We start from the raw sequence: 26,060 nt of genomic DNA on the forward strand, positions 1-26,060 counted from the left end.
AAAAAACTGTTCTCTCACTACCGTCCAACAACTATGTTTGAGCTGGTAGAGGCTTTAGACCTCGCATCACAAGCGAAGCTATGGGGTTGGAGGCCATGTGGGAATGCCGGTAAATCGAATCAAGGAGGTTATTATGCAGCCAGTAGTAGGAATAGACGTTGCAAAAGGGGTTAGCGTCATCCAGGCCTTTATCGGTCGCGAAGAACCCTACGGGAGGATGGAGAAGCTTCAGCATGGGGAGGAAGGTTTTGAACAGCTAGGGGAATTGTTAGGAATGCTCAAACATAAAAGTGGTGTCGAACCCGTTGTTGTCCTTGAGGCAACCGGACATTACCATCGAAGTCTGGCGGGGTATCTTAAACGCAGTGGATGGACTCATTACATCGTCAACCCTCTGCAAGCGAAACGATCGAAAGGCACACAACTTCGCAAGGTGAAAACAGATGCAGCAGATGCATGGCATTTGGCTGAAATGTATTACCGAGGGGACGTTAAAGCGCATCGTGAGTGGGAAGAAACCTACACCGAGCTTCAACACCTAACGAGGCAACATGAGTTCGTAACCGCGATGTACGTACAGGCCAAGTTAAACAGCAGAGCTTTGCTTGAGCAGGTGTTTCCGGAGTTCATCGGAGTATTTCGTAATCTGTATGCGACCACATCATTAAAAGTGCTAGAGCGATGTTTGGAGAACAAGATCGAAGATGTGGAGGATCTCATCCGTGAATGTGTAGGTAAATCCCATTCCAAAGGATGGATTACTGAGAAAACGAAACGGTTGAAGGAACTCATGTTGAGTTGGAAAACACAAGAGAGGAGTCAATCCCAGAGCATAGCGTTGACTAGCATGGTCTCACTGCTGTTGGAATTCGATAAACAGTTAAATCATTTGGAGAAGCAGATGGAAGAACTGGCTGAGGAGTTGCCTGGAGTGGAATTGGTCAAAAGTATCCCGGGTGTAGGGAACAAGCTGGCGGCAGCCATCGTGGCAGAGCTTGGTGATGCAAGCCAATTCAAGGATGCGAAGCAACTTGTAGCCTACGCAGGATTAGATCCGGGGATCTACAGCTCAGGAAAGTTCACGGCTACAAGCAACCGGATCACGAAACGAGGCTCAAAAAGGCTACGCCGAGCACTGTATCTTGCTGTACAATGCGGAATTCGCAGATCTGTAAACCGCAGGATAAGTGATTACTACGACAAGAAAAGAAAAGAGGGCAAGCCCTACAAGGTGGTCGTGATCGCTTGCGCCAACAAGCTTCTTCATCACATTTATGCCATCCTAAGTAAAAGCGAACCCTACAAAGACTAAAACCATATTTTCCCATAACCTTCACGCCAATGAAGGTAAAAAAGTATATCAGTTTTCTATTGTTTAACCAAGTTGTAATGCTTGACAAGTATTAGCTGGTTTTTTTGTATAAGGTCCAAACGTAAGCCGGGAACCTTTCGGTTCTATGCCCATTATAAGGGAAGCATTACTTCGGCCGACGTGCTGGTAGTGCGTGCATCCAAGCGAGATTCTAAGAAGTCTTGCGTGTGACTTCATTGACGAGTGTCGAAATCAAAAGTATCATTCATCCTTAATATCACCGGACTAACTTCTAATCATTTTCTAAATTGACCGTGCCGCTGTCTCTCGGGTCGGTTATTGTTTTGCGAGCTATGAGATCTCCTTCTTCATTAAAGCCCTCGATAGCAAAAGGTGTGGAAATGGCCGGGGGCAGAAACACGAACCAGATCATTTTTTCATTTCCCACGGTCGCCAGTTTAGCTTGATATGTACCATTATTCTGACTCTTGACAGTTACATTCTTGATCGAAGGATTCAGAATATCCCCAAAAACCATGGGAAAGGGGGTTGAGATATGATCTAGTTTAGGTATGCTCATATAGTTTAATGATGATTTTGATTGTAGAGATTCACTGATCCCGAATCCCCCGCCCCAAACCCACTTCCATCCAATCCATGTTTTCCGGACATACTCTACCTGAAGATTGCTGCTATCCGTTTGATTGTATCGTCTCATAAATAAAAGGGTGCCCCCTTTAACAGGTTCTCGGTGAATGACTTCCATCGACGATGGATCTCTAAACCGTTCAACCGCATTATCCGGGGTCTTCCCGAGTGGGATATGAAGGGTAACTTTTTGCCCCAGCGCACGGGACATGCGCCGATCCGATAATCCCCCAGGGCGTTCCATCATATAAATTATGGCGTAGAAGAGAACGGTGGAAAGTAACAACAGTAAGGCAGTAATTCCAATGATTCGTTTGTGTTTGACTTTCATAATCCTGTTCCACCACCAAAAATTTATAATAATATCTCTAAAATCGAACAACGACTCCTCCAATATACCATAATTTAGGTGTTTGCTAAGCTATGCATGATGAAAGCAGACGAAAAAAAGGCCAGTGTATCTTAGAGGGATGAAACGTCCTTATATCAATTCCAGTCCAGCAGGGAAAACACACTTTATGTCGAAGTTGATGTGGGGGGTGCTTACATGCTAAAAACGTTGAAAGTTGAGCTCTTTAGCGATTCCAATCTGGACGATTTGCAAGAACAGGTTAATGAGTTCCTGTATAATATCCATCCTGATGATGTCAAGGATGTTAAGCTTTCGTCTGCCGACGGAACGTACGATATTTTGGTCATTTATAAAGAATAAAGAAAAGCACCGCTAAAGGTGCTTTTCTTTATGTCCAGGTATCACCGCTTAATAGAGCATCTATAAGAAACAAACTATTCCGTTTTCTCAATCGTGGACACACCGATAAGAACGGAATTCGTGGTTCCGCCACCTACATTTTCAAATGAATAAAATGTTGTCGGCACTCCTCGCATCGTGACGTAATCGTCTTGCAGAATATCGCCGGTAGTGTGGGCGTAAAAACCGATAATGGAGTTATCGTTATCATCTACGATGTGTATTTCGGCAAGTGTAATGCCCTCGTCTAATTCCTCTTCCATGATATCAACAACGTATCCACTTACCTCGATCACCTGATCTAAATAGGGACTCAGATTTTTGTTGAGGTGGCGAGACGTGATATTGGGATCGACTTCTGCCTTCGCTCTCTTTTGAGCTTCGGGTGTAAGCGCTGGAAATAAACTCATAATGCTCAACAAAATAATTATAGGTGAGCTCGTCTAGAGCTCCGTCTTCAATTTCAATCGGGATCACATAAGCCATGATTTCAGCGAAAAGGTTCTCTTCCGTTAATCCTTCGACACTACTGCCAGCGTTAGTATTCGAGTCTTCCACCTGATTACTAACTTTAACGGTTTCGAACGAGTCCATTATGTTTTGGACACTCGCTTTTCCTCCATTATCGTAGGCTGTCTTGGAATAGGATATGGAAAGCGTATAAAGCTCATTGCCATTTGGGACAAAATATTGAGTCAGTATGACTTGGGCGTTGGACTCTCCATGAGTGTATTCCGATTCCAGGATTCCCGCCGCCTTTTCGGGAACGTCGATGTAGTTCAATTTTTTGAAATTTTGTATTAATGGTCCTCCATCTCCATTGGTTAAACCTTGTACGGCAACATTAGCTGCTTCCTCGGGGGTAGCAGACGATTCCTCGATAACGACATTTAAATTATCAACAAAAGCTCCTTGGGGATTGGGATTTACGAATGCCGCGACGACTTGAGGGACGTTAAGCTCTGCATCCTTCCATGTCGAAGGGTAGGAAAAGGAGAAATTCTCTCCCTTAAATGTTTGAGTTTGGTCAGGTTCTTCATTCGTTTCCGTATTTTCAGTGGCAGTGTTTGTAGAGTGGATTTTGCCAGGCTTTTCATTTCTTCTTCTCTTTTCTTGAACTATTACTTGTGAATAATAGCCTTTCCCATATCTCACCATAGTAACACTGGTGTACTTACAACTTTTTATGTTCCCCTAATGAAGCTTTAAGGTTTCATTAAGCTGCAGATCTTATGATGGAATCACCTCTTAACAATAGATTAGGAGCCCCTCTAATTCCGTGGTTAGAGGGGCTTCTCTTGTTTACATACTTTTTTGGCCCGCCCGTGGTTTGATTGTTGCTATTTTTTTGGGCTATGATAGACTAGTGTTTTTTAAAGCCATACAAATGTTGTAAAGAAAGTAGGAGAGTTATGGAAGATTTCATCTTGTGGTTGAAGTACTTGCTGCTGGGTATTGTGCAGGGAGTTACGGAGCCGATTCCGGTATCCTCCAGCGGTCATTTGATTGTCGCCCAGAGACTCATGGGCATGGAGCAGAATGGGCTGTCGTTCGAGATGCTGACCAATATGGCCTCGTTGATTGCGATTGCGTTTATCTATCGCAAGGATTTGCAGAGACTGATCGTGAATGGTCTAAGTTATTTGCGCACACGAAAATCGGAGTATAAATCCGATTTCATGTTCATTTTGTATATTATTGTAGGTACAATTCCGGCTGTCATTATCGGTCTATTGTTCAAAGATCAGATTGAAGAAATATTCGCTTCTGTACATACGGTAGGCATTGCGCTGCTGTTCACGGGGGTCGCTCTTTGGCTCATACGGAATCTTCGTGGCCGCAAGCTGGACAATGATCTATCATTCAAGGATGCGCTTATCGTGGGTTTGGCCCAGGCGGTTGCACTGATCCCGGGTATTAGCCGATCCGGTTCGACCGTCATTACGTCGATCGCTGTTGGGATGAAGCAGGAGACAGCGCTTAGGTTTTCCTTCATGCTCTATATCCCTATAAGTCTCGGCGGTATGGTGCTGGGAGTGTCGGATATCACATCGGATCCCGACTTTTCACCGTTGTTCATTCCCTATTCGATCGCGTTTATCGCGACACTGATTTGCACCTATTTTGCGATGAAATGGCTCATGAATATCATGGCGCGCGGAAATCTGAAATATTTCGCCTATTATTGCTTTGTCGTCGGTATTTTGCTGCTTGTCTTCTTATAAGAATGGCGTAAGGCTCCTCAAAGGTTGCTTGAACTTGTGGGGAGCTTCTTTTCGTACAGTGAAAAGCCGTAATGAATGTTATAACAGAGGTATAATAGGTAGCTAATAAGGGGGGCAACTACGATGACAAGAAGTCCTTTTCAGTCCATCATTACATCGGAGGAGGAGCTTCGTGACCTGTTCGGGGAGTCCAATCACGTGGTCAAACATAAAGCGATTGATCGATTGGATCATCACTGTAAAGACTTTATTGCGAAGAGTCCCTTGTTGTTTATGGCTACTTCCGACGCATCCGGATTCTGCGACGTTTCGCCCCGGGGAGATGCGGCGGGCTTTGTGCATGTGATGGATGAATCCTGTTTGGTCATTCCGGAACGGCCGGGCAATCGACGGTTTGATTCGCTGCGGAATATCCTGTCCAACCCGAGAGTCGGGATCGTGTTTGTCATACCGGGTTTGAAAGAGACCTTGCGTGTCAACGGCAGCGCCGTCTTGGTTAGGGACGAAGAAATTTTGGATCAGCTCAGCGTACAGGGCAAACGGCCATGGCTTGGCATCGGGGTACGGGTCGAGGAATGCTACATCCACTGCGCAAAAGCTTTCATGCGTTCGCAAGCATGGAATCCCGATTCCTGGATACCAGGCGAACAGCTGCCGAATCCGTCCAAGATCATAGCGGATCATGTGAATCAGGATAGCGTGACGGAGGAGTCCGTTACCCGGGGACTGCAGGACAGTTACACTAAACGTCTCTATTGATATTCATTTATAATAGGTTTAGCGACATAATGAAACGATGATATATGACGGTCAGTTTGAAGATAAGGGGACCGATAGCTTTGATAACGACCAGAGAACAAATTTTGGATCGATTACATAAGGGAATACAGACGCAGGAGCGATTGATTGGCGTTGCGGCAGGGGCAGGAATCTCGGCAAAATATGCGGTTAAGGGCGGTGCTGATCTTATACTGGCCCTGAATTCGGGCCGTTTTCGGCAGATGGGGCTCGGCTCCCTGGCGGGTTTCATGCCCTATGCGAACTGCAATGAAATGGTGATGGAATTCGGCTCGCGGGAGATTCTGTCGGTGGTCCGTGACATACCGGTCATCTTCGGCCTATGCGGGACAGATCCAACCATTCAGCTTCTCGATTACTTGGCAATCATCCGCGGCAGCGGTTTTGCCGGCATTATCAACTATCCGACCGTGGGACTGATTGATGGACAGTTCCGTGAAGCCTTGGAGGAAGAAGGCATCACCTATCTGCAGGAGGTGGAGGCCATCCGGGCTGCTCATGAGCAGGATATGTTTACGATGGCCTTTGTTTTTACTCCGGAGCAGACGAAGTGGATGCTGGATGCGGGAGCCGATATCATCTGCGCCCATTTGGGTGTCACGGCAGGCGGGTTGATGGGCACCACGAAAGCATGGTCGCTGGAGAAGGGGGCGGAAATCGCCAGAGACATATTTGAAGTATGTGACGCTTCGGGCAGACGGCCGATCAAGCTGGTGTATGGCGGTCCGGTCCATACGCCGATCGATGTTCAGTATATGTATGACAACACGTCAGCCATGGGTTACGTGGGCGGCTCGAGCTTTGAACGAACACCGACGGAAGAAGCCATTGTGGATGCAACGTTTCGTTTTAAGTCAACGGGCCATCTGGAGCAGGATCGGCAGCTGATGGAGAAGCTGACGCGGCTCGAAGAGCCGATGGATTATGTTGCATTTGTGAAGGAATATGTTGCCGAGAATTACGCGGACCCGATTTCAATGACCGAGCTGGCAGAGCGAATTCATGTTTCACGAACGCATCTGAGCGCACTTTTTAACAGGGAAGTGGGGTGCAGCTTTCCGGAATATATAGCCAAATACAGGATTCACAAAGCGCAGGAAATCATGAAGCACAGCAAGCTGTCCTTGGGCAGAATAGCCGAACTGGTAGGCTACCCGGACTATGTTCATTTTAGCAAATCCTTCAAGAAATACGCGGGAACTTCTCCTCAATCCTATCGTCAGCATATGAAAGACAAATATACATAAAGATCGTACATCGATACGATCCTTTTTATTTGAAAGCGCTGTATTATGGTCTTGTAGGGATCCTATGCCGGACCTGTCAGGACGGGTGCAAGCGATCCTTTAGATGAGATATGGAGGAGGTCTGCACGGTGAAGACAGTAGCTATTGCGGGGACTTTTGATTCGAAGGGTGCCGAGTTTTCATACGCTAAATCCGTCATCGAGAGCTTGGGGCTAAAGACGTTTACGATCCATAGCGGTGTGTTTGAACCGATGTTCACGCCGGATGTATCTAACGTCGAGGTTGCGGCGGCAGCTGGAGTGGATATACGCGAGGTCGCGGCCCGGAAGGACCGGGCGGCAGGGACTGAAGTATTGGCTCAAGGGATGGAAAAAATCGTGCCGAGGCTGTATGCCGAGGGCAAATTCGACGCAATGCTGTCATTCGGAGGTACTGGAGGTACTTCGATCGTCACAGCAGGCATGAGGGCATTGCCGATCGGCGTTCCGAAACTGATGGTGTCCACGGTCGCATCCGGCAATACGGCACCTTATGTGGGGACAAGTGATATCATCATGTTCCCGTCCATCGTGGATGTATCCGGACTGAACTCGTTTTCCACCAAAATATTCACGAACGCGGCACATGCGATTGCCGGTATGGTTCAGTTCGAATCGGCGCCCCCGCTGGATAAGAAGCCGCTGGTTGCTGCGACGATGTTTGGAGTCACGACGCCTTGCATCGATTATGCCAGGGCGCATCTGGAGCTGCATGGTTACGAAGTGCTTGTATTTCACGCAACAGGTACGGGCGGACAAACGATGGAAAGCCTCATTGAGGCCGGATATATAGACGGTGTGCTGGATTTGACGACAACGGAATGGTGCGATGAGCTGGTGGGCGGCGTTTTGGCGGCTGGTCCGCATCGGCTGGAAGCAGCCGGTCGCTGCAAGGTGCCGCAGGTCGTATCTACGGGAGCGCTGGATATGGTCAATTTCGGTCCACATGAGACCGTGCCAGAGGCATTCCGGGAACGGAATCTGTACAAGCATAACCCCTCGGTTACGCTGATGCGGACCACGGTTGAGGAGAACCGGCAGCTTGGCGAGAAGATTGCAGAGAAGCTGAATGGTTCGCAAGGTCCTACGGTGCTTATGCTCCCATTGAAGGGCGTATCGATGCTCGATGTAGAAGGTGAAGCATTCCATGGACCGGAAGAGGATGAGATGCTGTTTGATACGTTAAGATTACGCATAGATCATAAAACCGTTGAGTTGATCGAGATGAATACGGACATTAATGACCAAGCTTTTGCCGTAGCTGCGGCCGATAAGCTGATGGAACTGATGAAACGGCAGTGAGAAGGGGAAGCCAAACGCACCAAGTATTTATACTGAAGGAGGAACATATATCATGGCCATGCAAACAAGAGCGGAAGTGTTAGCGAAATTAAAATCGGAGGTAGCAGCCGGTAAGGTGTTATTGGGAGCGGGAGCAGGAACAGGGATTTCGGCCAAGAGCGCCGAAGCCGGCGGCGTAGACTTGATCATTATTTATAACTCGGGCCGTTACCGGATGGCGGGGCGCGGCTCGCTTGCCGGACTGATGGCATACGGAGATGCAAACCAGATTGTGGTGGACATGGGGAACGAGGTGCTGCCGGTCGTGAAGCATACGCCGGTATTGGCGGGGGTTTGCGGCACGGACCCGTTCCGGATTATGGATATTTTTCTGAAGCAGCTTCAGGAGCAAGGCTTTGCGGGAGTTCAGAACTTTCCGACGGTTGGCTTGATTGACGGCGTATTCCGGGCGAATCTGGAAGAGACGGGCATGGGGTATGATCTCGAGGTTGAGATGATCCGGAAGGCGCATGAGCTGGGTATGGTGACCACCCCGTATGTGTTTGATGTCGAACAAGCGAAGAAGATGGCCGAAGCCGGAGCCGATGTCCTGGTTGCCCATATGGGTCTTACCACGAAAGGAACCATAGGTGCGAAAACGGCACTGACGCTCGACGATTGCGTGGACAAGATTCAGGCGATTTGTGATGCCGGTAAAGCCGTCAACCCGGACATTATGATTCTGTGCCATGGCGGTCCGATTGCAGAACCTGAAGATGCGGGGTATGTATTGTCCAGAACCAAGGGCGTGGAGGGATTCTTCGGAGCATCCAGCATCGAACGTTTTGCCACGGAGGTTGGCATTAAGCAGCAGACAGAAGCATTCAAGAATATCTCGAAATAAAGCAACAAGATAAAGAGTGATCGGAATCATATGGAATGAAAAAGGCTCCCATGAAGGGAGTCTTTTTCATGTACAGTGGCTAGAGAAGAGGGTTGATCGGGTCTAAACTTGTATATAGGTCCGAAAACGACGCGTAATAACCTCTCTAGCATCAGGCGGCTTGTTCGCTCGTTCGCTTAATCATCATCCTTGTGCTTACTCTTGGATGCAGCTATAGCAAAGGCAATAATGATAAGCGGAATGAAGATGAACCAAGGGATCGTAATCGTCGTCCCGAATAGAATGGCAAGCAGTAACAATCCAACCATACCAATAATAATGTACAGGCAGCCTCTGCCGAACGTCTCCATGATCCATCAGCTCCTTAATACAAGGATAACGTAATGGACAAGATCCAAGTTTTACGAATCATGATAAAAAGGCAGAAGCCTTGCTCTTGCCATCACGCCCTTGCCGGTCACGCTGACAATGAATGAAGGTTTCCACCCAACCTCAGTGTAAAGTATGAAAAGCATACCAGATCAAGACTTCTTTTTATCGTTGTTCATCTTTTGCATTCATCTTATAACCCTTCAGTGCGCTGAGATTAGCCCTGGAAATTCCAAGGGGCGGTTTCTGATCGCCAGGCTGCTGGGGAAGACGGTGCAGGACTTCCCGGAGCAGGGCATTATTTTCCCACACGATTTCATGGATTTCACCTACTGTATAGAATATGCGCCCGAGATCGCACCGCTAATCAGCCAAGTAATTCCGGTCAACCAATTGCCTTCCATGATGATATGAACGATGACTCCTCCGATAAAACCGCTGATGAGCCATACAGCTCCCAGTGTCTTGAACAGTTTCGACATGCCGATACCTCCGTAGGGGTGATATATATAATCGTACCAAAAAAAGTAAGACGTGGGTATTGTGTACACGCTAGCGCATCAGCTTTTTACTACAGGGTTACCTCTCTTTGAATAGGGGAAGCAATCATGATAGTATCAGGAAGGAACCAGTGGAGGAAGGGGGCTTGATGGATTGTGGCTAACATTAAAGAGATTGCCAAGCTGGCAGGCGTATCGGTGTCAACGGTATCCCGGGTGCTGAACAACCATCCCTATGTCAGGGAAGATAAGCGGAAACGCGTGTTGGAGACCATGAAACAGCTCAAATACGCCCGGAATATGAACGCGGTTCATCTGATTACAGGGAAAACGATGAATATTGCTATCATGCTGCCGTTTATTAATCATGCCTACTTCTCCTTGCTGATGGAGGGGGCTGGCCAAGAAGCGCTTGCCGCCAGCTATCGCCTGATCCTGTGCCAAACCGGGTATGCGCCGGATAAGGAAGTGGAAGTGCTGGAGATGCTGCGTAACCGTGAGATTGACGGCATCATTATTTTATCATCGGCCGTGACCCCGAAACAGATTGAAGCCTATTGTGCCTATGGACCGATTGTATGCTGTCAGGATGCGGGCGAACGATTATTTTCTTCTATATATATAAACCATGCTGAGGCATTTCGCAGTGCCATGCACTATTTGATAAAGCGGGGACATCGACGCATCGGCTTCACGGTGGGAAGACTGGACAGTCCGAGCACAAGAGCACGCCAAGAGGCATATGAAGAAGTTCTTAAAGAGATCGGGGAGCCTTACCGCCAGGAATGGATTTTGGATGGCTGTATCGATCTGGAAGACGGTGCGGCAATCATGGATCGGCTGTCCGCTATGGAGGAACGTCCAAGTAGTTTATTGGTAACGGGTGACCATGTGGCCGCGGGTTTGATCTATGAAGCTGAGAAGAGAGGACTGTCCATTCCGCAAGAGCTCGCTGTCATTGGCTTCGATAACCAACCGATCGGCAAAATGCTGGGTCTCACCACGATTGATAACCGACTCTTTGATATGGGTTCGGAGGCCTTCAAGATGCTGTATGCGCATATTCAAGGGGAGAGGAAAGAGCCGATTCGCAAGGAGCTTGCCTTCGAGCTGATCGAACGTTCATCGGTATAATGGCTGCACAGCCAAGTTCTAACAAACGGATTACAAAGTTCGACAATTATGATATTCTTATTTATGCAAGTTCCATGTTTCACAACGTTAACGTCTGCAGCTGTCTGCAGGCGTTCTATTCTGTATTATAGAAGGAAAGGAGCATAACCAAAGTGGATGCCCTTGAACAGTTTAAAAAAGCTTCCCGAATCAAAGTGATCCCCGTTATGCTGATTCCGGTTGCTTTAGGAGCACTCGGGGCTTATGTATGGACAGGTGAATTTCATATAGGCCTCTTTTTATTGACCTTGATCGGGAGCGGCGCAGCCCATCTGTTCTCCAATATGGTGAACGATTTGTGGGACTATAAGAGCGGAACGGACACGGAAGCGCAGGAGCATGTAGATGCGATCTCCACGCATTCCGGTTTTCTTACGAAGGGCGTCTGGTCGCTCCGTAAATTCGAGATCGTTACCTGGACGCTGTTCGGGATTGCGGCGCTGAGCGGCATTATCCTTAGTTTGATCAGTGGTTGGTGGGCCTTCATCTTTGGCGGACTTGGCGGGCTGATCGCTTATTTCTATGTCGCACCGCCGATTCAATTCGGATACCGCGGCAAGGGTTTCAGCGAAATTGCGATTTTGCTATCCTTTGGTATTTTGCCGGTGATGGGCGCATACTACGTTCAAACCTCACATATGGATGTTCGGGCCTTGCTGCTGTCGCTGCCCATTGGGCTGCTGACAACGCTGATTTTGTTTAATCATCACTTTTTGCATTGGCAGGCGGATCGTCAGGCTGGGAAGAAGACCCTGGTTGTGGTATGGGGCGAAAAAAGAGCGCTGAGCTTCTCGAGAGTTCTGCTGCTGCTGGCCTGCTTGTCTTTGATAGCCTGCGTATTGGCCGGGGCGCTCCCGCCTTACGCATTGATTGCACTGCTTACGATGATTCCGTTGTATCTTGTCTATGGAAGACTGAAGGACAACAACCGTTCCGAAGCGTATTTACCGCTGATGGGTGCGTCAACGATGACCACCATGCGCTGCGGCGGCGTGCTGATCCTGTCATTGATCATTCAAGGAATCATTCAGACTTTGTAAGGAAGAAGGGGAATTTGATGGAACAACAACGCATTTTTGGTGATTTTCACTCTATCCTGTCCGAGAGCGGGGCTTGGAAGATCGGCGGTTTTCCGCTGCCGGACGGTTCATTCTGGGAATATCGCGAGCCGAATGCAGTCGTGATCGTCCGCAACGGAATCCTGTACGTGCGGGCGCCGCTCAGCCGCCAGAATGATCAAATCCAAATTCTCGATAATGCCAAGCATATGTATTATTCCAATGAAGAGGTGGACGTGCCGGAATCCGGTGAGGTCACGTTCGAACTGCAAATTCGGGCACGCACCCAGGGTACGGTTCCCGGCGACTTGTATGACGGTTACGTATCGTTGAATCTGCTTGATTTCAGCACGGGCGCAGCACTGGACTTTTTTGCCTCGAACGACAAGTATGCCAGCGTGTATGCCGTCCTGCCGTTCCCGGGCGTGCAGGTGCCGGAATCGGACAAGACCCGTTACTTCTGCATTTTCAAAGAGGAGGATACGCATTTTACACCGCGGGAATTCAACACGTACAAAATCACGTATAACCGTGCCGAGGACGAAGCGATCTTCTATGTGAACGGCGAAGAGATCCGCCGGGAGAAAAACATCCCGGTCAAGTTTAACAAGTTCACCATCGCTTTGGGGATCATGACCGAAAAAGACCTTACGCCGCAGGGCAGCGTATCCGTGCATGGACAAACCGTTATTGCCGAATACTCTCCTGTGACGGTAACGATAAAAGAGTAGTGCTTATATAGTAGAAAAAAGATCATGCTCATCTGTGGGCATGATCTTTTTTGTGAGCGAAGGGCGAGCTCTAACAGTGCTCGTGGAGGCCGTATCGGGGAAAGCTGCAAGCCCCCGATAGGGCAAGGAAGCCAGCCTGGCAAACCTGTGAGTCCAGAGGATTCACAGCATGCCCGGCAATAAATCAGTCTGACCGTGTAGAACAGGTCAGACTCTCAAGCCGAGCCGGCAAGCCTGTGAGTCCAGAGGAGTCACAGCATACCGGGCAATGAATGAGTCTGACCGTGTAGAACAGGTCAGCCCCTCGAGCCGAGCCGGCAAGCCTGAGTCCCAAGAGGATTCACAGCATGCCCTGCAATAAATCAGTCTGACCGTGTAGAACAGGTCAGACTCTCAAGCCGAGCCGGCAAGCCTGTGAGTCCCAAGAGGATTCACAGCATGTCCGGCAATGAATCAGTCTGACCGTGTAGAACAGGTCAGCCCCTCGAGCTGAGCCGGCAAGCCTGTGAGTCCCAAGGGGATTCACAGCATGTCCGGCAATAAATCAGTCTGACCGTGTAGAACAGGTCAGACTCTCGAGCCGAGCTGGCGAGCCTGTGAGTCCCAAGGGGATTCACAGCATGCCCGGCAATGAATCAGGCAAGCTGACCGTGTAACAGTGGTCAGCTTAGCCTCTCCCACGCACCGCCCCAAAAAAAGCCATCCCAGACGAAAGGGATGGCTCTCTTTGTGGGAAAGATTAGAGGCCGAGCCCAAGAACAGAGGATGTATCCGTGGAGGAGACCTGGCGTTCGCCTTTGAAACCGGGAAAATACCGCAAAAATATCATCCTGTTTTCCTGGTTTCAACAGCGACCGGAGCGGATACATCCTCCTCAGAACAGAGGCCGACAATCTTGATCACCAAAAAAGAAAAGCCACCCCATATACGATGGGATGGCTTTAACCACTTTATTTCAAATCCTCAATCGAATTTGCTTCCACGTAGGACGGAACCACCAGGCCGGTTTTTACGCCTTCCATGTTAGCGCCAAGGTCTTCGACTTGGTCCTTGAACTTATCCCAGTAATCGGCATGCGTCAATGGCAGCCAAGCCGCTACGGTTGCATCCACGTCGCCGTTGGCAACGCCGGTCCACATTGGGCCTGCTTCGACTTGAAGCGCCTCAACTTTGTATCCGAGCTTGTCTTCCATGATCACTTTCAGCAGATTGGTGCTGGCGATCTCGGAATCCCAAGCGACATAACTGAATTTGAAGGTTTTGCCGTCAACGGGCTGAACGCCTTCGAGCCAGGCGTCGACTTTCTCCGCATTGCTGTCTGCCCATTCCTTCGCGGCAGCTTCAGGGTCTTGACCTTCTTGAATCGCCGTCATAATCTGACCCATATCGTCGGAGGTCCATTTGAAATTGCTCAGGAACTTGTAAGCTTCCGGATGTTCTTCTTTCAGTCCAAGACGGACAACGGTGTGAATCTCTTCCGCTTCACCGAATACTTTCTTTGGATCTTCCAGATACTTCAGGTCATACTTGGAGAACATCCAGTGCGGAGTCCAACCGGTAATAATGATCGGATCCTCATTCTTAATGGCTTTGTTAAGGGTTGCCGTCATGGCAGCTCCGGAGCCTTCGACCAGTTTCCAGTCGGTCAATTCATATTCCTCAATAGCCGCCGCGGTCGCTTTCATAATGCCTGCACCTGGATCAATACCGATGATTTCATGTTTCACTTGTTCGCCGAGGGAAGCAGTAGAACCGCCGTCAGCGCCCTGGTCCGTCGTTCCGTCCGTACCGCCGTTTCCGCCCTGTCCGCAAGCAGACAGGACCAGAATAGCAGCCAAGCTGAGTAACAACCAAAACTTTTGTTTTTTCAAATTAAGCACCCCTTTTTTTCGTTTTAAATATATTTTGTGTAAAGCGGTCGAGAACAATCGCCAATATGACGACAGCCAAGCCGGCTTCAAACCCTTTACCAATTTGCAGCTGAGTTACAGCCCGGTAGACCTCGGCACCGATACCTTGGGCACCGATCATCGAAGCGATGACGACCATCGACAAGGACAGCATGATGGTCTGGTTAATGCCGGCCATCAAGGTTGGCATCGCCAGTGGAAGCTGAACCTTGAACAATTTCTGTCCGGAAGTCGAACCGAATGCATCCGCAGCCTCCGTTAATTCACCTGATACTTGCATAATGCCAAGACGGGTCAGGCGAATCGTTGGTGGAATGGCGAAAATAACCGAAGCGATAACCCCTGGAACCACGCCCAAGCTGAAGAATGTGACGGCAGGGAGCAAGTATACAAACGCCGGCATGGTCTGCATGAAGTCAAGAACCGGAATGATCACGCGGGATGCCGACTTGCTGTAGGCCGCCCATATCCCCAGCGGAACACCCAGTATAACGGAGATCAAGGCTGCCGTGATAACCAGGCTGAGCGTGCTCATGGTCTGTGACCAGTAACCCAAGTTATCGATGAGCAGAAAACCGATGGCTGTGAACAAAGTCAACGGCAGACGGCCTAATAGGTAGGCAATGACGGCCAGGATGACAATGAACAGATACGGATGAGGAAGCATGAACAAATCCGTAAACAGCTGCACGACGTTTTCGATGATGAAGGAGATAGCGTCAAAGAAACCGGAGAAGACGTCGCCCATCCATTCGACCAAGGAATCAACCCAGCTTGCGAGAGGGATCTTAGGCATCTTGCGTCACCTCCTCGCTTTTGCTTTCTCCGGCCAGGGCACCAAGAACAGCACCGCGGACGATAACGCCCATCAACCTGCCGTTCTCATCCACAACGGCCAACGGCACCTTAGCCATACTCGTAACTTCAAACAATTCATTTAGCAATGTATCGGGTCCAACACTCGGACCGTCTGTGATGAGAATATCCGCGAGTTTACGATTATTCTTCATGGCATCCGACGCATCTTCAGCCGTAATGACGCCAAGCAGCTTCTTGGAACGGTCGATGACGAACAGGTTCGAGATCCCCCGTTCACGCATAAGCTCCAGCGCAACGCGAGGCCCGCGATCCATCGTAATGGTCTCCGGACGGCGCATAACGCGTGAAGCGGTAAGCACCTTGGACAGATCCACATCTTCCACGAACCGTTCAACGTAATCGTTCGCAGGCTGGGTCAAGATTTCTTCCGGCGTTCCGATCTGTACGATCGAACCGTCCTTCATCAAGGCAATGCGGTCGCCGATCCGAAGAGCTTCGTCCAGGTCATGCGTGATGAACACGATGGTTTTTTTCATTTTATCCTGGAGCTCTATCAATTCGTCCTGCATGTCTCTGCGAATGAGTGGATCCAATGCGCTGAAGGCCTCATCCATCAGCAGAATCTCGGGATCATTAGCGAGTGCGCGGGCTAGCCCGACACGCTGCTGCATACCGCCGCTAAGCTGATCGGGCATTTTTTCCTCCCAGCCCTTCAAGCCTACAAGCTCAAGCGACTTCATGGCCGCTTCGTGCCGCTTGCTTTTGTCTACCTTTTGAATTTCCAATCCGTACTCCACATTCTCTACAACCGAACGATGAGGGAACAAGGCGAATTTCTGGAACACCATGCTGATTTTTTTGCGTCGTACTTCACGCAGCTGTTCCTTGTTCATTTTTCGGAGATCCTTGCCGTGGATCAATATTTCGCCCGATGTTGGTTCAATCAACCGATTTAGCAAACGGACCAATGTAGATTTACCGCTGCCTGACAGCCCCATGATGACAAAAATCTCGCCTTCGTGGATATCGAAGCTGACACGGTTAACGCCAACCGTTATGTTCTTTTCTTTCGCAATTCGCGCTTTACTCCAGCCTTGCTCCAGCAATTGAATCCCTTGTTCCGGATTCGCGCCGAACAATTTGCTGACTTTGTTAACTTGCAGAATAGCCAAAAGTACTCCTCCTTTTATTGTATAGAGACGCGTCCATTTGACCGAGTCTTCTTATTCCTGTCGTCTCGTAAACCCATGTCACCCATTGTAACAACCGATACGTAAAGTATCAAACGTTATATCCGTACGTAAAGTACGTACAGTAAAAACTGTACAAAGTTATCCTTTGAAATGCTCCCATATGCTCCGATATCCTCTAGAGCGATCTTCTTTACTTTTAAAATAGCTTTCCCTACAATAGATCAGAGAATGTGTGTGGATTCGGCTTGTTTAGATTTCATGGAGATCGTTCACACTACACTTCGAGTCCACCTAGTTTTGTTATGTTGACATGACTTCTTGGATGGCTACAGATAGAGGAGGCTGCAAGCATGGGCTTGTACCATTTAGATGATGAACGGCAGGCAGCCGTGCATAAGATTCGTAAGCGTGTCATTGAAAATATTGGACGAAATATGGATTTGTACGGCATTCCACTCTCAACGGGACATTTATACGGACTGCTTTATTTTGCGGATAAGCCGATGAACCTGGATGAAATGGGACAGGAAATGAAGATGAGCAAGACCAGCATGAGTACAGGCGTGCGGACGCTGCTCGATTATAAAATGGTAAACAAGGTGTGGGAGAAGGGTTCCCGCAAGGATTTGTATGAAGTGGAGTATGACTGGTACCAGACCTTTTTGGATTTCTTCGATATTAAATGGCGTAAATCGGTGGAGAGCAACATTCTGGTCCTGCGCAAAGCGCTCGACGAAACGGAGAAGCTCCGTAAAGCGCATGAAGATGACGAAGAGCTGGCAGCGGTGCTGCAAGAGGATCAGGCGAAGATGCGCGAGGCCGTTGCTTACTATAAATGGCTGGAACGATTGATTGATACTTTTGTGGATGGCGATATCTTTAAGTATGTGCCGAAAGAACCGCCTGAAGGTGAATCCTGATATTGAAAATGGGGAAATTCCCCAGTATAATGTGGAGTAAGGCAATGCTTACCCAAGAGGTACAACCTGATTTTATCGGGTTGTGCCTTTTTTTGTTATCTGGCATCGCCTGGATGAATAACTGCATGCAAGTGCATGTGGTGCAAAAATAGTCAGGAGGGGTTAGAATGGTCAGTATGTCCTCAAGAATGGTAGAAATTGCAGATTTTCCATCGGTTAACCTAAGCAATACCCGAAGTTTGTATGTATATCTTCCACCCAGTTATCATGAGAATACGGAGAAGCATTATGCCGTACTCTATATGCATGACGGGCAGCATGTATTTGCAGCGGATGAGCGAGGCGGCTCGTGGGATATGCATGTCACCGCAGATCGGCTGGTTTTCGAAGGACGGATGGAGGAGATTATCATCGTTGGCATCGCAACGGTTCCCCATCAAAGACTGAATGAATACTTCCATGACAATCCAAAGATGCATGAGGTGTTTGATCCCCCGTTTGCCGGCGAACGCTACGAATTATTTATTATTGAAGAAGTCATAACCTATATCAATCAGAACTTTCGCACGTTGAGGGGCCCTCAGCACACGGCCATGATGGGTTCGTCTGCGGGCGGGATCGTCACCTACAATATCGGCTTTAGAAGACCAGACGTGTTCGGAAGCATTGCGGTCATGTCGCCTTATTTCGTCAAAGCCCATTTTGATGCTCAGGGGGAGCTTAAGGAACACCCTTTTTATGAAAGATACGGTACGCACCCAAAACTTAAGTTATGGCTTGATATGGGCGGCGCAGAAGGGGTCTTCATGGAGAAATACGCACGTGAGGAAGCGGAGCGCTTGGTCCAAGACGGCTTTGTGCCTGGAGAAGATCTCATGCTGTTCCTTGATCCGGGGGCGGCTCACAGCCAAAGCGACTGGGCAGGCAGAGCGCAGGGGCCCCTGCTGTATTTTTTCGGCGATATTGGAGAACCGGCCTCGATTAAGCTGTATGGAGATGGCGTCGTAGGGGTAAACGGACCGGTCAAACAACTGAATCCGGTCATTACATACGACAGCGGATTTGTGCAAACGTTGATGAACGGAACATATCATGTTGAGGATCCGGAATTGCTCACGCTGCTGCCAGACGGAACGCTGAAGCCTCGAACTCCTGGCAATACCAAGATTACGCTGCAAGTGGGAAATTTAATGGCGGATAAAGAGATTACGATTGTAGAAAAGCTGCCTGAGTTTGTGAAAGTCACGATTCAGGTGAAGGTACCGCCTTCCACACCGGTTTCCCCCACGATCTATGCCGGATTTGAGATTCCTTACTGCGGAGAGGGCTTATATAAGGGAAGCGCGATGGTACCACATGGTTTGTCTTTTACGTTCAAGGTATCAAGAGGGTTTGGACTGCACGAGAAGATCGGGGATCCTGAAGTGAAACGGCGTTCTTTTACAGCATCGTCCGAGATGGAGCTGTTTTATGAAGTTGAGGACTGGGATACTTGAATTATGAAATTGCATTGAATTGTAATTGGAGGATGAATAGGCATGAGCATCAGATCAGCTAGACCACAGGATGCAGCTGCAGCGGTAAGGCTGCTGTACGACGCACTGCACGATGTGGCGCATCAATTAACAGGGGAAGACAGTGAAGAGAAAGTGCTTGAAGTGCTGGAGCAATATTTCCGGGCAGACGAGGGCAGGCTCAGTTACCGTCAGGCTGCCGTGAAAGAGAGCGACGGCGAGGTAGCGGGCATTATCGTTGCTTACGGCGGGGATCAAGCGGCCGAATTGGATCGTCCGATTCTGGATCGTTTGCGGAAGCATAAGAATGACCCTTCCGTAGCGCTGGACAAAGAGGCAGACGAGGATGAGTATTATATCGATACGTTATCCGTCTCTCCGCAGTTTGGAGGAAAGGGGATCGGTTCGGCGCTCATAGAACATGCAGAGAACCGGGCAAAGGAGCTTACGTATCGTAAAATTGCTCTCGCAGTGGTAACGGACAATCATCGCGCTCATTCTTTGTACGACAGAAGAGGATATAAAACGGATAAGGAAATCATGATTAACGGGCATGTTTATTATCATATGGTCAAACCCGTTTAGAAAAAAATAAACAAATTTATAAGCCGCCTATTTACAAATGGTAATAGGTGGTTTATTATTGTGTCATACCGATCTAGAAAATTAGAATGATAAACTAAAATGGAATGAACGGAAATAACCGTATAATTTACGCAATTAGAATGAATTTAGAATGGAGTGTTGAGCTATGGAACAAGATCAAAATCAAAGCATCGAAATATCGGTGGAACAAGCGAAGCTGCTCGGGAGCGCCCAGCGGGTGAAAATTCTCGGAACCATACTGGATACGGCTAAAACATCAAAGCAAGTAGCAGATGAATTGGGAGATTCGCCGGGAAGCATCCACTATCATATTCAGAAGTTATATGACGGCGGGCTGATAGATTTGGTGGAGACCCGGACGGTCGGCGGCATCGTAGAGAAATATTATAAATCCAAAGCGAAGTGGTTTAACACCAAGGGAACGCAAACGATGGACCCGGTTCTTGCCGAAGATTATGCAGCGGCGACCCGTACAAGGATCAGCTTGAGGCTGCAGTTGGACGCAGACCAATATGAAGAGATGACAAAGGAATTCAAGGAGCTGCTTGAAAAATGGGTGAACAAGACCCTCACGACCAAAGGGCAAGACAGCAAGGAGTATGCCGTCGGGATCAACGTGGTTTCGGCGGAAACGTCCGATTAGGAAGGGGCTTCTTTAGCCTCTTCGCTCCAAAACTACTAAACTTTAAAATCAAGGAGTGTTCCTCTATGGAAATATTAAAAAATCGCAATTTCCTGCTGTTGTTCGTTGGCCGAATTCTTACGAATATCGGCGACAGCCTGTACGCGGTAGCGGCCATGTGGCTGGTGTACGATCTCGGAGGCTCGACGCTGTATACAGGGCTTGCCGGCTTCCTCTCGATCCTTCCCCGAATCATTCAACTGCTATCCGGTCCGATGATTGACCGCGTTCCTATACGGGGGCTTCTGGTGTACACCCAGTTATTTCAGGCGCTTCTTCTGTTGATCGTTCCGCTTGCATTTTATTTCGACTTTCTGACGGTCGGCGTTGTACTGGCGATTACACCGATTCTGTCCACGCTGAATATGTGGGTATATCCGGCCCAAATGTCGGCCCTTCCCAAAATTCTCGATAAGAAGCAGCTGACGCAAGGCAACTCGCTGTTCTCCTTAGCCTATCAAGGCATCGATGTCGCTTGCAACGCCATATCCGGCGTGTTGATTATTGTGCTGGGCGCAGTATCCCTTTACTTATGGAATTCCATTGGATTCTTCATCGGAGCGCTGTTATTCTCGCAACTGAAAATCAAGAAATCTATCAAAACTTCAGATAACAACGACAATAAAACATCAATGAATAATACCGTAACTTCAAAACCTAAGCGTAATGCCCTTAAAAATTATTGGGCGGACATGAAGGAAGGTCTTCGCTACATTCTGGCAACCCCGCTCGCACGGGTACAAATGGGGATGATTGTCATCAATGCTGCGGGCGGCGCTACCTTTACGGTTATGCCAGCGTTTGCCGACAGCCTCGGCGGAGCCGGCGTATACGGTATATTGCTCATGGCCCAGGCTTTCGGAAGTTTGCTGGGAGCGATCCTGGCTCCATATTTGAAGCTGGAGCGCCTGCCCCTTGGATATATTTTTGCCGGAGCGTTCTGTTTATCGGGCGCTGCCTGGTGTCTCAGCGTATTTACCCCTTGGACTTGGCTTGTCGTTCTGGTGTACGGTCTGGCATGGTTTCCCGGAGGGATTACGAACGTTATCATCAATTCGGTCATACAGAAGGCAATACCCGAGAAAAGATTGGGCACGGTGTTCGCGGCAGCTAGCGGACTCAGCGGAATTGCCATGCCGCTTGGCAGCCTGATCGGAGGTGCCCTTGGCGTAGTTGCGGCAGGTTCCTCCGTTATCGCGGGATGCGGAATCGTCGTGTTCTGTGTAGGGTTCTTCTGGATCTTTGACTCGACCACCCGTAGTCTTCCGTCACCTGACAATGTAGATGAGGAATGGTTCGCGCCTTATACGAATACGGCTCCTGAGAAGTGCGTTTCTATGCACACAGCCCCTTAGAGTTGGTTAAGGTCTATCAGCTTCTATACTTACAGAGACCTATAAGAAGAGGGTTTGTACTGATTATTTTCATATATCGAGCCGAGGATGAATCAGCGATCGACGGATTCATTCTCGGCTCTTTTTTTCGCTTAAGCGAAGTGTAAACGCCCGCCGCATCCCAACGCAGCGGTGCTTGTCAGGCTAGTCTGCATAATGTGACCAAGTCCCTCATAGACATGTATCAATCAAGTCAAAACAAGTGTTGAAGGGGATGATGACATGCGCCGGATTTCATGGGTGCTGCTCGCGGTAGTATTATGCTTAACAACAATACTGGCGGGATGCGGGAAGAAGAATGCAGACAGCGTTGTAAAGGATCTGGGCAAGGTGGCTGATAAGCTGGAAAGTGCCAAGGGCGCTTACCAGGGAGCGGGCGTTATGACCATACATACCGGTTCGGCGCCGCAGGAGTATCAGGTTGAGGTATGGTACCAGTCTCCATCTTATTACCGGATCAGCTTAACCAATGGACAAAAGGATATTACGCAAATCGTGCTTCGCAACGATGACGGCGTGTTCGTTCTGACGCCGAGCTTAAACAAGAGCTTCCGCTTCAAGAGCGACTGGCCGGATAATCAGGGACAGGTATATCTGTATCAAACGCTGCTCAGCAGCATTCTGAGCGACAACACCCGTCAGTTTGCCGAGGATAAGGATAGTTACGTGTTTGATGTGGCGGCCAATTACCACAGCCATTCCTTGATTCGTCAGAAGATTTGGCTCGCCAAGGACAACTACACGCCGAAACAGGTACAAGTGTCGGATTCCGAAGCCAATGTGGTCGTTGAGGTGAAATTCAACACCTTTACCTTTGATACGAACCTGACCAAGGATTCATTTGATACGAACAAGAATCTAAGTGCCATGAACGATGCGAAGGGGACCATGGCGGAAGTGGACGAGAACGGGGTACCGGTGGCTTCCAGTACGGAAGGTAACGGCACTCAGGGAACCGAAGGTTTGACGGAAGCGGCTTCGGGTCGCGATATGGGATCCTTCGGCATCATCTATCCGGAATATGTTCCTGCAGGGGTCACGAACAAAGACACGATGGAAGTTCCGGAGAGCAAGGATCATGCGGTTATTCTGAAGTATGACGGTGTGTATCAATACACGATTATGGAATCCAGACCGGTGGATCGTGCGGTTTCCCTCGTACCGGGCGAGGCCGTGTATATCGATTTCACAACGGTTGGCCTGCTCACCGGCGATCAGCAAAGAACGCTGACCTGGAATTCGGAAGGCGTGGAATACCGAATTACGAGTGCCAACCTGCCTGTTGAAGAAATGAAGAAAGTCGCTGCTTCCATGCAGGGAGAATCGGGTAAATAATACGAAGTAGGCGGATACCGAGCATTGAAGGAGGGCAAAATTCCGACAATGAGGCCATTCGCCTCTTTTCCAAATAAAGGCACTCCATCCGTGGGCTCATCGCTATTTCTTGCAGATATTCCGATGTTTCACCAAGTTTCGCACCCGGGGGGAACCACGAGCCTCATAAATAAGCAATTTGCCTCAATTGACAGTTGCCCCCGAGAACATTACCATTAATCTAATGTAAAGCATAATGCTTTTTTCAAAATGGTAAGAAGGTGACTGGAATTGCAAGCGATATATCGACCTACCCTGGCGGAGATTAACCTGGACCATCTGCGCGCCAACTATAACGCTTTTCGTGAGGCGCTGCCAAGCCACATGAAATTGCTTGCTTGTGTGAAGGCTAACGCCTATGGTCACGGAGCTGTAGAAGTGGCACGCGAACTTCAGCAACTGGGGGCGGCTTACTTAAGCGTAGCTTTCCTGGATGAAGCGCTCGAGCTTCGGCAAGGAGGCATCTCCAGCCCGATCCTGGTGCTCGGTTATACACCACCGGAGGCTGTAGAGATCGCTTATGAGCATGATGTAACCATAACCCTGTTCAGTTCGGAAGTGCTCCAAGCGATAAAGGCACTGCCGGTCCAGCCGGAGAAGCCACTCAAGGTACACATCAAGATTGACAGCGGAATGGGTCGTTTGGGCCTGCTTCCAGGCGAAGATGCAATTTCTTTTATAGAAGAAGTATTTTCGCTGCCGCAGGTTGTTGTCGAAGGAATGTTTACCCATTTTGCAAGAGCGGATGAAAAGAACAAAGACTATACATTGGGACAGTATCGCCGTTTTCAGGGCGTAGCGGACGCTCTTCGGGATAAGGACTACCATATCCCGCTCATACATACGGGCAACAGCGCTGCTGCGATTGATACACCCGAATTATCCTATGATATGGTTCGTGTCGGCATCAGCTTGTACGGACTGTATCCTTCGGATGAGGTGAATCGAAAGACAGTGAGCCTCCGCCCTGTCATGACGTTAAAGACAAAGCTTGTCTACGTCAAAAATGTACCTCCGCATTCCGGTATCAGCTACGGGACGAAGTATGTAACGGAGGAGGAAGAACAAATTGGAACCCTCCCCATCGGTTACGCCGATGGCTTCTCTCGTATGCTGAGCGGTAAAGTGGAAGTACTGATACGCGGCCGCCGCGTCCCTGTTGTCGGAACCATCTGTATGGACCAATGTATGGTATCGCTCAAACCTTTCGCCGATGAGGCGGAACAAATTAAAGCTGGTGAAGAGGTTGTACTCATCGGTCAGCAGTCTGACGAATGCATCACGGCAGATGAGCTGGCGTCCAAGCTGGGGACGATCCACTACGAGGTCGTCTGCATGATTGCCCACCGGGTACCACGTCAGTATATACGCAATGATATACCCGTGAAGACCGTAAATGCACTCTGGAGCAACCTTTAAAAAGTCAAGTCACCATAAGTAATTTATTCAGGAAAGAAGGAATAAGTACAGACCTTCCCGAATTAGGAATATGTCGTTTAAGTCTGTACGAAAGTGTCGATTGTAGTTTATAATGATATGCAGCATACTTGATATACCTTCGGCATATATATTCTTTTGTATAATTTTCCTTGAATAATGTAATACTGGTGCACAGGGCGAGAAGGTTGTGGGGGTGTAATAGAGGGTGGCCAATATGCAGAACACCAAACGAATCATGATCAGTTTACCGGATCATCTTTTGCAGGAAGTGGACGGGATCGCTCAGCTGGAAAATTCCAACCGCAGTGAGCTTATTAGGCAAGCCATGAAGTTGTACCTGAATGAACGGAAGAAACGTTACATTCGTGAATCCATGCAGCGAGGTTATATGGAAATGGCCAAAATTAACCTGACCATGGCTTCTGAGGCGTTTCACGCGGAGGAAGATGCAGACAACACTCTAGACCGCTTAGTAAGCGGGGTGTAGACAGTGATCGTTAAACGGGGCGACGTATTTTTTGCGGATTTATCACCAGTTGTCGGTTCTGAGCAGGGCGGCGTAAGGCCGGTCCTTGTCATTCAGAACGATATCGGCAACCGGTTTAGTCCGACTGTGATTGTTGCAGCCATTACGGCACAGATTCAAAAAGCCAAGCTGCCGACTCACGTCGAAATCGACGCGGCGTCGCATGGATTTGACCGGGATTCCGTCATTTTGCTAGAGCAGATCCGGACGATTGATAAGCAGAGGCTAACCGACAAAATCACCCATCTTGATGATGAAATGATGAGTAAGGTGGATGATTCCCTGCAAATAAGTCTGGGCTTGATTGATTTTTGATTCCATTCAAGCGCTAACGTTTTCCACATAGAATGTTATGACTAAAAACCCTCAAGGAATAACTCCTTGAGGGTTTTTATATGGATGGTATGTTTGAAGGGCACGGTAATGGCTGCATGAGAATGGAGAGTGGCGGATTACGCGTTTGTAGGTATGAGGATGTAGGCCGTTGTAACCGCCGCTGCGATAAACAAAAGGCAGACAACGGACCAGGCAATCGCATGTTTGTCATTCATCTTAGGTGACCCCCTGATTGTAATGAGGTGCAGATATCCGGCAGCAGCATTTTTGTACACTAAGAATATAAATTAAATCTTAAAATCAGATGAAAT

General features: G+C 48.7%; 27 protein-coding genes. 19 read left to right on the forward strand and 8 right to left on the reverse strand.

The window, feature by feature from the left end; genetic code table 11:
* The first annotated feature begins 133 nt into the window (after positions 1–133).
* A complete protein-coding gene (locus ACQKPA_RS27435; RefSeq protein ID WP_427495608.1) occupies positions 134–1,312 on the forward strand; it encodes an IS110 family transposase in 1,179 nt (392 codons plus the stop codon).
* Between the two features lie 292 nt (positions 1,313–1,604).
* Here the strand turns inward: ACQKPA_RS27435 and ACQKPA_RS27440 are convergent, their stop codons facing one another.
* Positions 1,605–2,291, reverse strand: coding sequence for a hypothetical protein (locus ACQKPA_RS27440; RefSeq protein ID WP_427495609.1), 687 nt, complete (start codon positions 2,289–2,291; stop codon positions 1,605–1,607).
* A gap of 216 nt (positions 2,292–2,507) precedes the next feature.
* Between ACQKPA_RS27440 and ACQKPA_RS27445 the strand changes: the two genes are divergently transcribed.
* Positions 2,508–2,672 (forward strand): sporulation protein Cse60, encoded by a 165-nt coding sequence (locus ACQKPA_RS27445; protein WP_162487647.1) that lies wholly within the window; start codon positions 2,508–2,510, stop codon positions 2,670–2,672.
* Positions 2,673–2,746: 74 nt separating this feature from the next.
* Here the strand turns inward: ACQKPA_RS27445 and ACQKPA_RS27450 are convergent, their stop codons facing one another.
* Together ACQKPA_RS27450 and ACQKPA_RS27455 are read right to left on the reverse strand one after the other, a co-directional pair.
* Positions 2,747–2,974 carry a hypothetical protein gene (locus tag ACQKPA_RS27450; protein WP_427495610.1) on the reverse strand — a complete coding sequence of 76 codons (228 nt, stop codon included), beginning with the start codon at positions 2,972–2,974 and terminating at the stop codon, positions 2,747–2,749.
* 4 nt (positions 2,975–2,978) lie between these two features.
* On the reverse strand, positions 2,979–3,869 hold the full coding sequence (locus ACQKPA_RS27455; RefSeq protein ID WP_427495611.1) for a PsbP-related protein: 891 nt from the start codon (positions 3,867–3,869) through the stop codon (positions 2,979–2,981).
* 254 nt (positions 3,870–4,123) lie between these two features.
* Between ACQKPA_RS27455 and ACQKPA_RS27460 the strand changes: the two genes are divergently transcribed.
* The 5 genes from ACQKPA_RS27460 to ACQKPA_RS27480 all read left to right on the forward strand — a co-directional run bounded on the left by ACQKPA_RS27460 (position 4,124) and on the right by ACQKPA_RS27480 (position 9,204).
* Positions 4,124–4,936, forward strand: coding sequence for an undecaprenyl-diphosphate phosphatase (locus ACQKPA_RS27460; RefSeq protein ID WP_427495612.1), 813 nt, complete (start codon positions 4,124–4,126; stop codon positions 4,934–4,936).
* A 123-nt stretch (positions 4,937–5,059) separates the two neighbouring features.
* A complete protein-coding gene (locus ACQKPA_RS27465; protein ID WP_427495613.1) occupies positions 5,060–5,695 on the forward strand; it encodes a pyridoxamine 5'-phosphate oxidase family protein in 636 nt (211 codons plus the stop codon).
* 44 nt (positions 5,696–5,739) lie between these two features.
* Positions 5,740–6,981: a phosphoenolpyruvate hydrolase family protein gene (locus tag ACQKPA_RS27470; RefSeq protein WP_427495615.1), complete on the forward strand. Its 1,242-nt coding sequence runs from the start codon at positions 5,740–5,742 to the stop codon at positions 6,979–6,981.
* Between the two features lie 128 nt (positions 6,982–7,109).
* A complete protein-coding gene (locus tag ACQKPA_RS27475; protein ID WP_427495616.1) occupies positions 7,110–8,321 on the forward strand; it encodes a Tm-1-like ATP-binding domain-containing protein in 1,212 nt (403 codons plus the stop codon).
* 52 nt (positions 8,322–8,373) lie between these two features.
* The gene (locus ACQKPA_RS27480; RefSeq protein ID WP_427495617.1) at positions 8,374–9,204 is read left to right on the forward strand and encodes a phosphoenolpyruvate hydrolase family protein; all 831 of its coding nucleotides are present in this window, start codon (positions 8,374–8,376) and stop codon (positions 9,202–9,204) included.
* Positions 9,205–9,380: 176 nt separating this feature from the next.
* Here the strand turns inward: ACQKPA_RS27480 and ACQKPA_RS27485 are convergent, their stop codons facing one another.
* Both ACQKPA_RS27485 and ACQKPA_RS27490 read right to left on the reverse strand, forming a co-directional pair.
* The gene (locus ACQKPA_RS27485; RefSeq protein WP_427495618.1) at positions 9,381–9,554 is read right to left on the reverse strand and encodes a hypothetical protein; all 174 of its coding nucleotides are present in this window, start codon (positions 9,552–9,554) and stop codon (positions 9,381–9,383) included.
* Between the two features lie 348 nt (positions 9,555–9,902).
* On the reverse strand, positions 9,903–10,055 hold the full coding sequence (locus tag ACQKPA_RS27490; RefSeq protein WP_427495619.1) for a hypothetical protein: 153 nt from the start codon (positions 10,053–10,055) through the stop codon (positions 9,903–9,905).
* Positions 10,056–10,229: 174 nt separating this feature from the next.
* Between ACQKPA_RS27490 and ACQKPA_RS27495 the strand changes: the two genes are divergently transcribed.
* The 3 genes from ACQKPA_RS27495 (at position 10,230) to ACQKPA_RS27505 (ending at position 13,035) form a co-directional block, all read left to right on the forward strand.
* Complete coding sequence (locus tag ACQKPA_RS27495; RefSeq protein WP_427495620.1) at positions 10,230–11,207, forward strand: LacI family DNA-binding transcriptional regulator; 978 nt, start codon at positions 10,230–10,232, stop codon at positions 11,205–11,207.
* A 152-nt stretch (positions 11,208–11,359) separates the two neighbouring features.
* Positions 11,360–12,286, forward strand: coding sequence for a prenyltransferase (locus tag ACQKPA_RS27500; protein WP_427495621.1), 927 nt, complete (start codon positions 11,360–11,362; stop codon positions 12,284–12,286).
* Positions 12,287–12,303: 17 nt separating this feature from the next.
* Positions 12,304–13,035, forward strand: coding sequence for a DUF6081 family protein (locus ACQKPA_RS27505; protein WP_427495622.1), 732 nt, complete (start codon positions 12,304–12,306; stop codon positions 13,033–13,035).
* Positions 13,036–13,985: 950 nt separating this feature from the next.
* Here ACQKPA_RS27505 and ACQKPA_RS27510 read toward each other — a convergent pair.
* From ACQKPA_RS27510 to ACQKPA_RS27520, 3 genes are read right to left on the reverse strand one after another with little or no spacing between them, the layout of a single operon-like run.
* Entirely contained in the window at positions 13,986–14,906 is a 921-nt protein-coding gene (locus ACQKPA_RS27510; protein WP_427495623.1) for a glycine betaine ABC transporter substrate-binding protein, read from the reverse strand.
* A 1-nt stretch (position 14,907) separates the two neighbouring features.
* Complete coding sequence (locus ACQKPA_RS27515) at positions 14,908–15,741, reverse strand: ABC transporter permease (protein WP_427495624.1); 834 nt, start codon at positions 15,739–15,741, stop codon at positions 14,908–14,910.
* A complete protein-coding gene (locus ACQKPA_RS27520) occupies positions 15,734–16,936 on the reverse strand; it encodes a quaternary amine ABC transporter ATP-binding protein (protein WP_427495625.1) in 1,203 nt (400 codons plus the stop codon). Before ACQKPA_RS27520 ends, ACQKPA_RS27515 begins: the two co-directional genes overlap by 8 nt.
* Positions 16,937–17,307: 371 nt before the next feature.
* On the opposite strand from ACQKPA_RS27520, the gene ACQKPA_RS27525 reads away from it, so the two are divergent.
* From ACQKPA_RS27525 to ACQKPA_RS27565, 9 genes are all read left to right on the forward strand, one after another.
* On the forward strand, positions 17,308–17,877 hold the full coding sequence (locus ACQKPA_RS27525; protein ID WP_100539090.1) for a GbsR/MarR family transcriptional regulator: 570 nt from the start codon (positions 17,308–17,310) through the stop codon (positions 17,875–17,877).
* Positions 17,878–18,044: 167 nt separating this feature from the next.
* Positions 18,045–19,373 carry an alpha/beta hydrolase gene (locus tag ACQKPA_RS27530; RefSeq protein WP_427495626.1) on the forward strand — a complete coding sequence of 443 codons (1,329 nt, stop codon included), beginning with the start codon at positions 18,045–18,047 and terminating at the stop codon, positions 19,371–19,373.
* 42 nt (positions 19,374–19,415) lie between these two features.
* Positions 19,416–19,976 (forward strand): GNAT family N-acetyltransferase, encoded by a 561-nt coding sequence (locus tag ACQKPA_RS27535; protein WP_427495627.1) that lies wholly within the window; start codon positions 19,416–19,418, stop codon positions 19,974–19,976.
* Between the two features lie 166 nt (positions 19,977–20,142).
* Positions 20,143–20,640 carry a helix-turn-helix domain-containing protein gene (locus ACQKPA_RS27540; RefSeq protein WP_427495628.1) on the forward strand — a complete coding sequence of 166 codons (498 nt, stop codon included), beginning with the start codon at positions 20,143–20,145 and terminating at the stop codon, positions 20,638–20,640.
* A 65-nt stretch (positions 20,641–20,705) separates the two neighbouring features.
* Positions 20,706–22,034, forward strand: coding sequence for an MFS transporter (locus ACQKPA_RS27545; protein WP_427495629.1), 1,329 nt, complete (start codon positions 20,706–20,708; stop codon positions 22,032–22,034).
* A gap of 261 nt (positions 22,035–22,295) precedes the next feature.
* A complete protein-coding gene (locus ACQKPA_RS27550; protein ID WP_194544419.1) occupies positions 22,296–23,408 on the forward strand; it encodes an outer membrane lipoprotein-sorting protein in 1,113 nt (370 codons plus the stop codon).
* A 270-nt stretch (positions 23,409–23,678) separates the two neighbouring features.
* Positions 23,679–24,866, forward strand: a complete 1,188-nt coding sequence (gene alr / locus ACQKPA_RS27555) for an alanine racemase (protein ID WP_427495630.1) — start codon at positions 23,679–23,681, stop codon at positions 24,864–24,866.
* A gap of 226 nt (positions 24,867–25,092) precedes the next feature.
* On the forward strand, positions 25,093–25,374 hold the full coding sequence (locus ACQKPA_RS27560; RefSeq protein ID WP_028406492.1) for a CopG family ribbon-helix-helix protein: 282 nt from the start codon (positions 25,093–25,095) through the stop codon (positions 25,372–25,374).
* A 3-nt stretch (positions 25,375–25,377) separates the two neighbouring features.
* Positions 25,378–25,728, forward strand: a complete 351-nt coding sequence (locus tag ACQKPA_RS27565; protein WP_006212388.1) for a type II toxin-antitoxin system PemK/MazF family toxin — start codon at positions 25,378–25,380, stop codon at positions 25,726–25,728.
* Positions 25,729–26,060: the final 332 nt, after the last annotated feature.

The organism is Paenibacillus sp. NPDC093718 (assembly GCF_050279985.1).
GTDB lineage: Bacteria > Bacillota > Bacilli > Paenibacillales > Paenibacillaceae > Paenibacillus_AQ.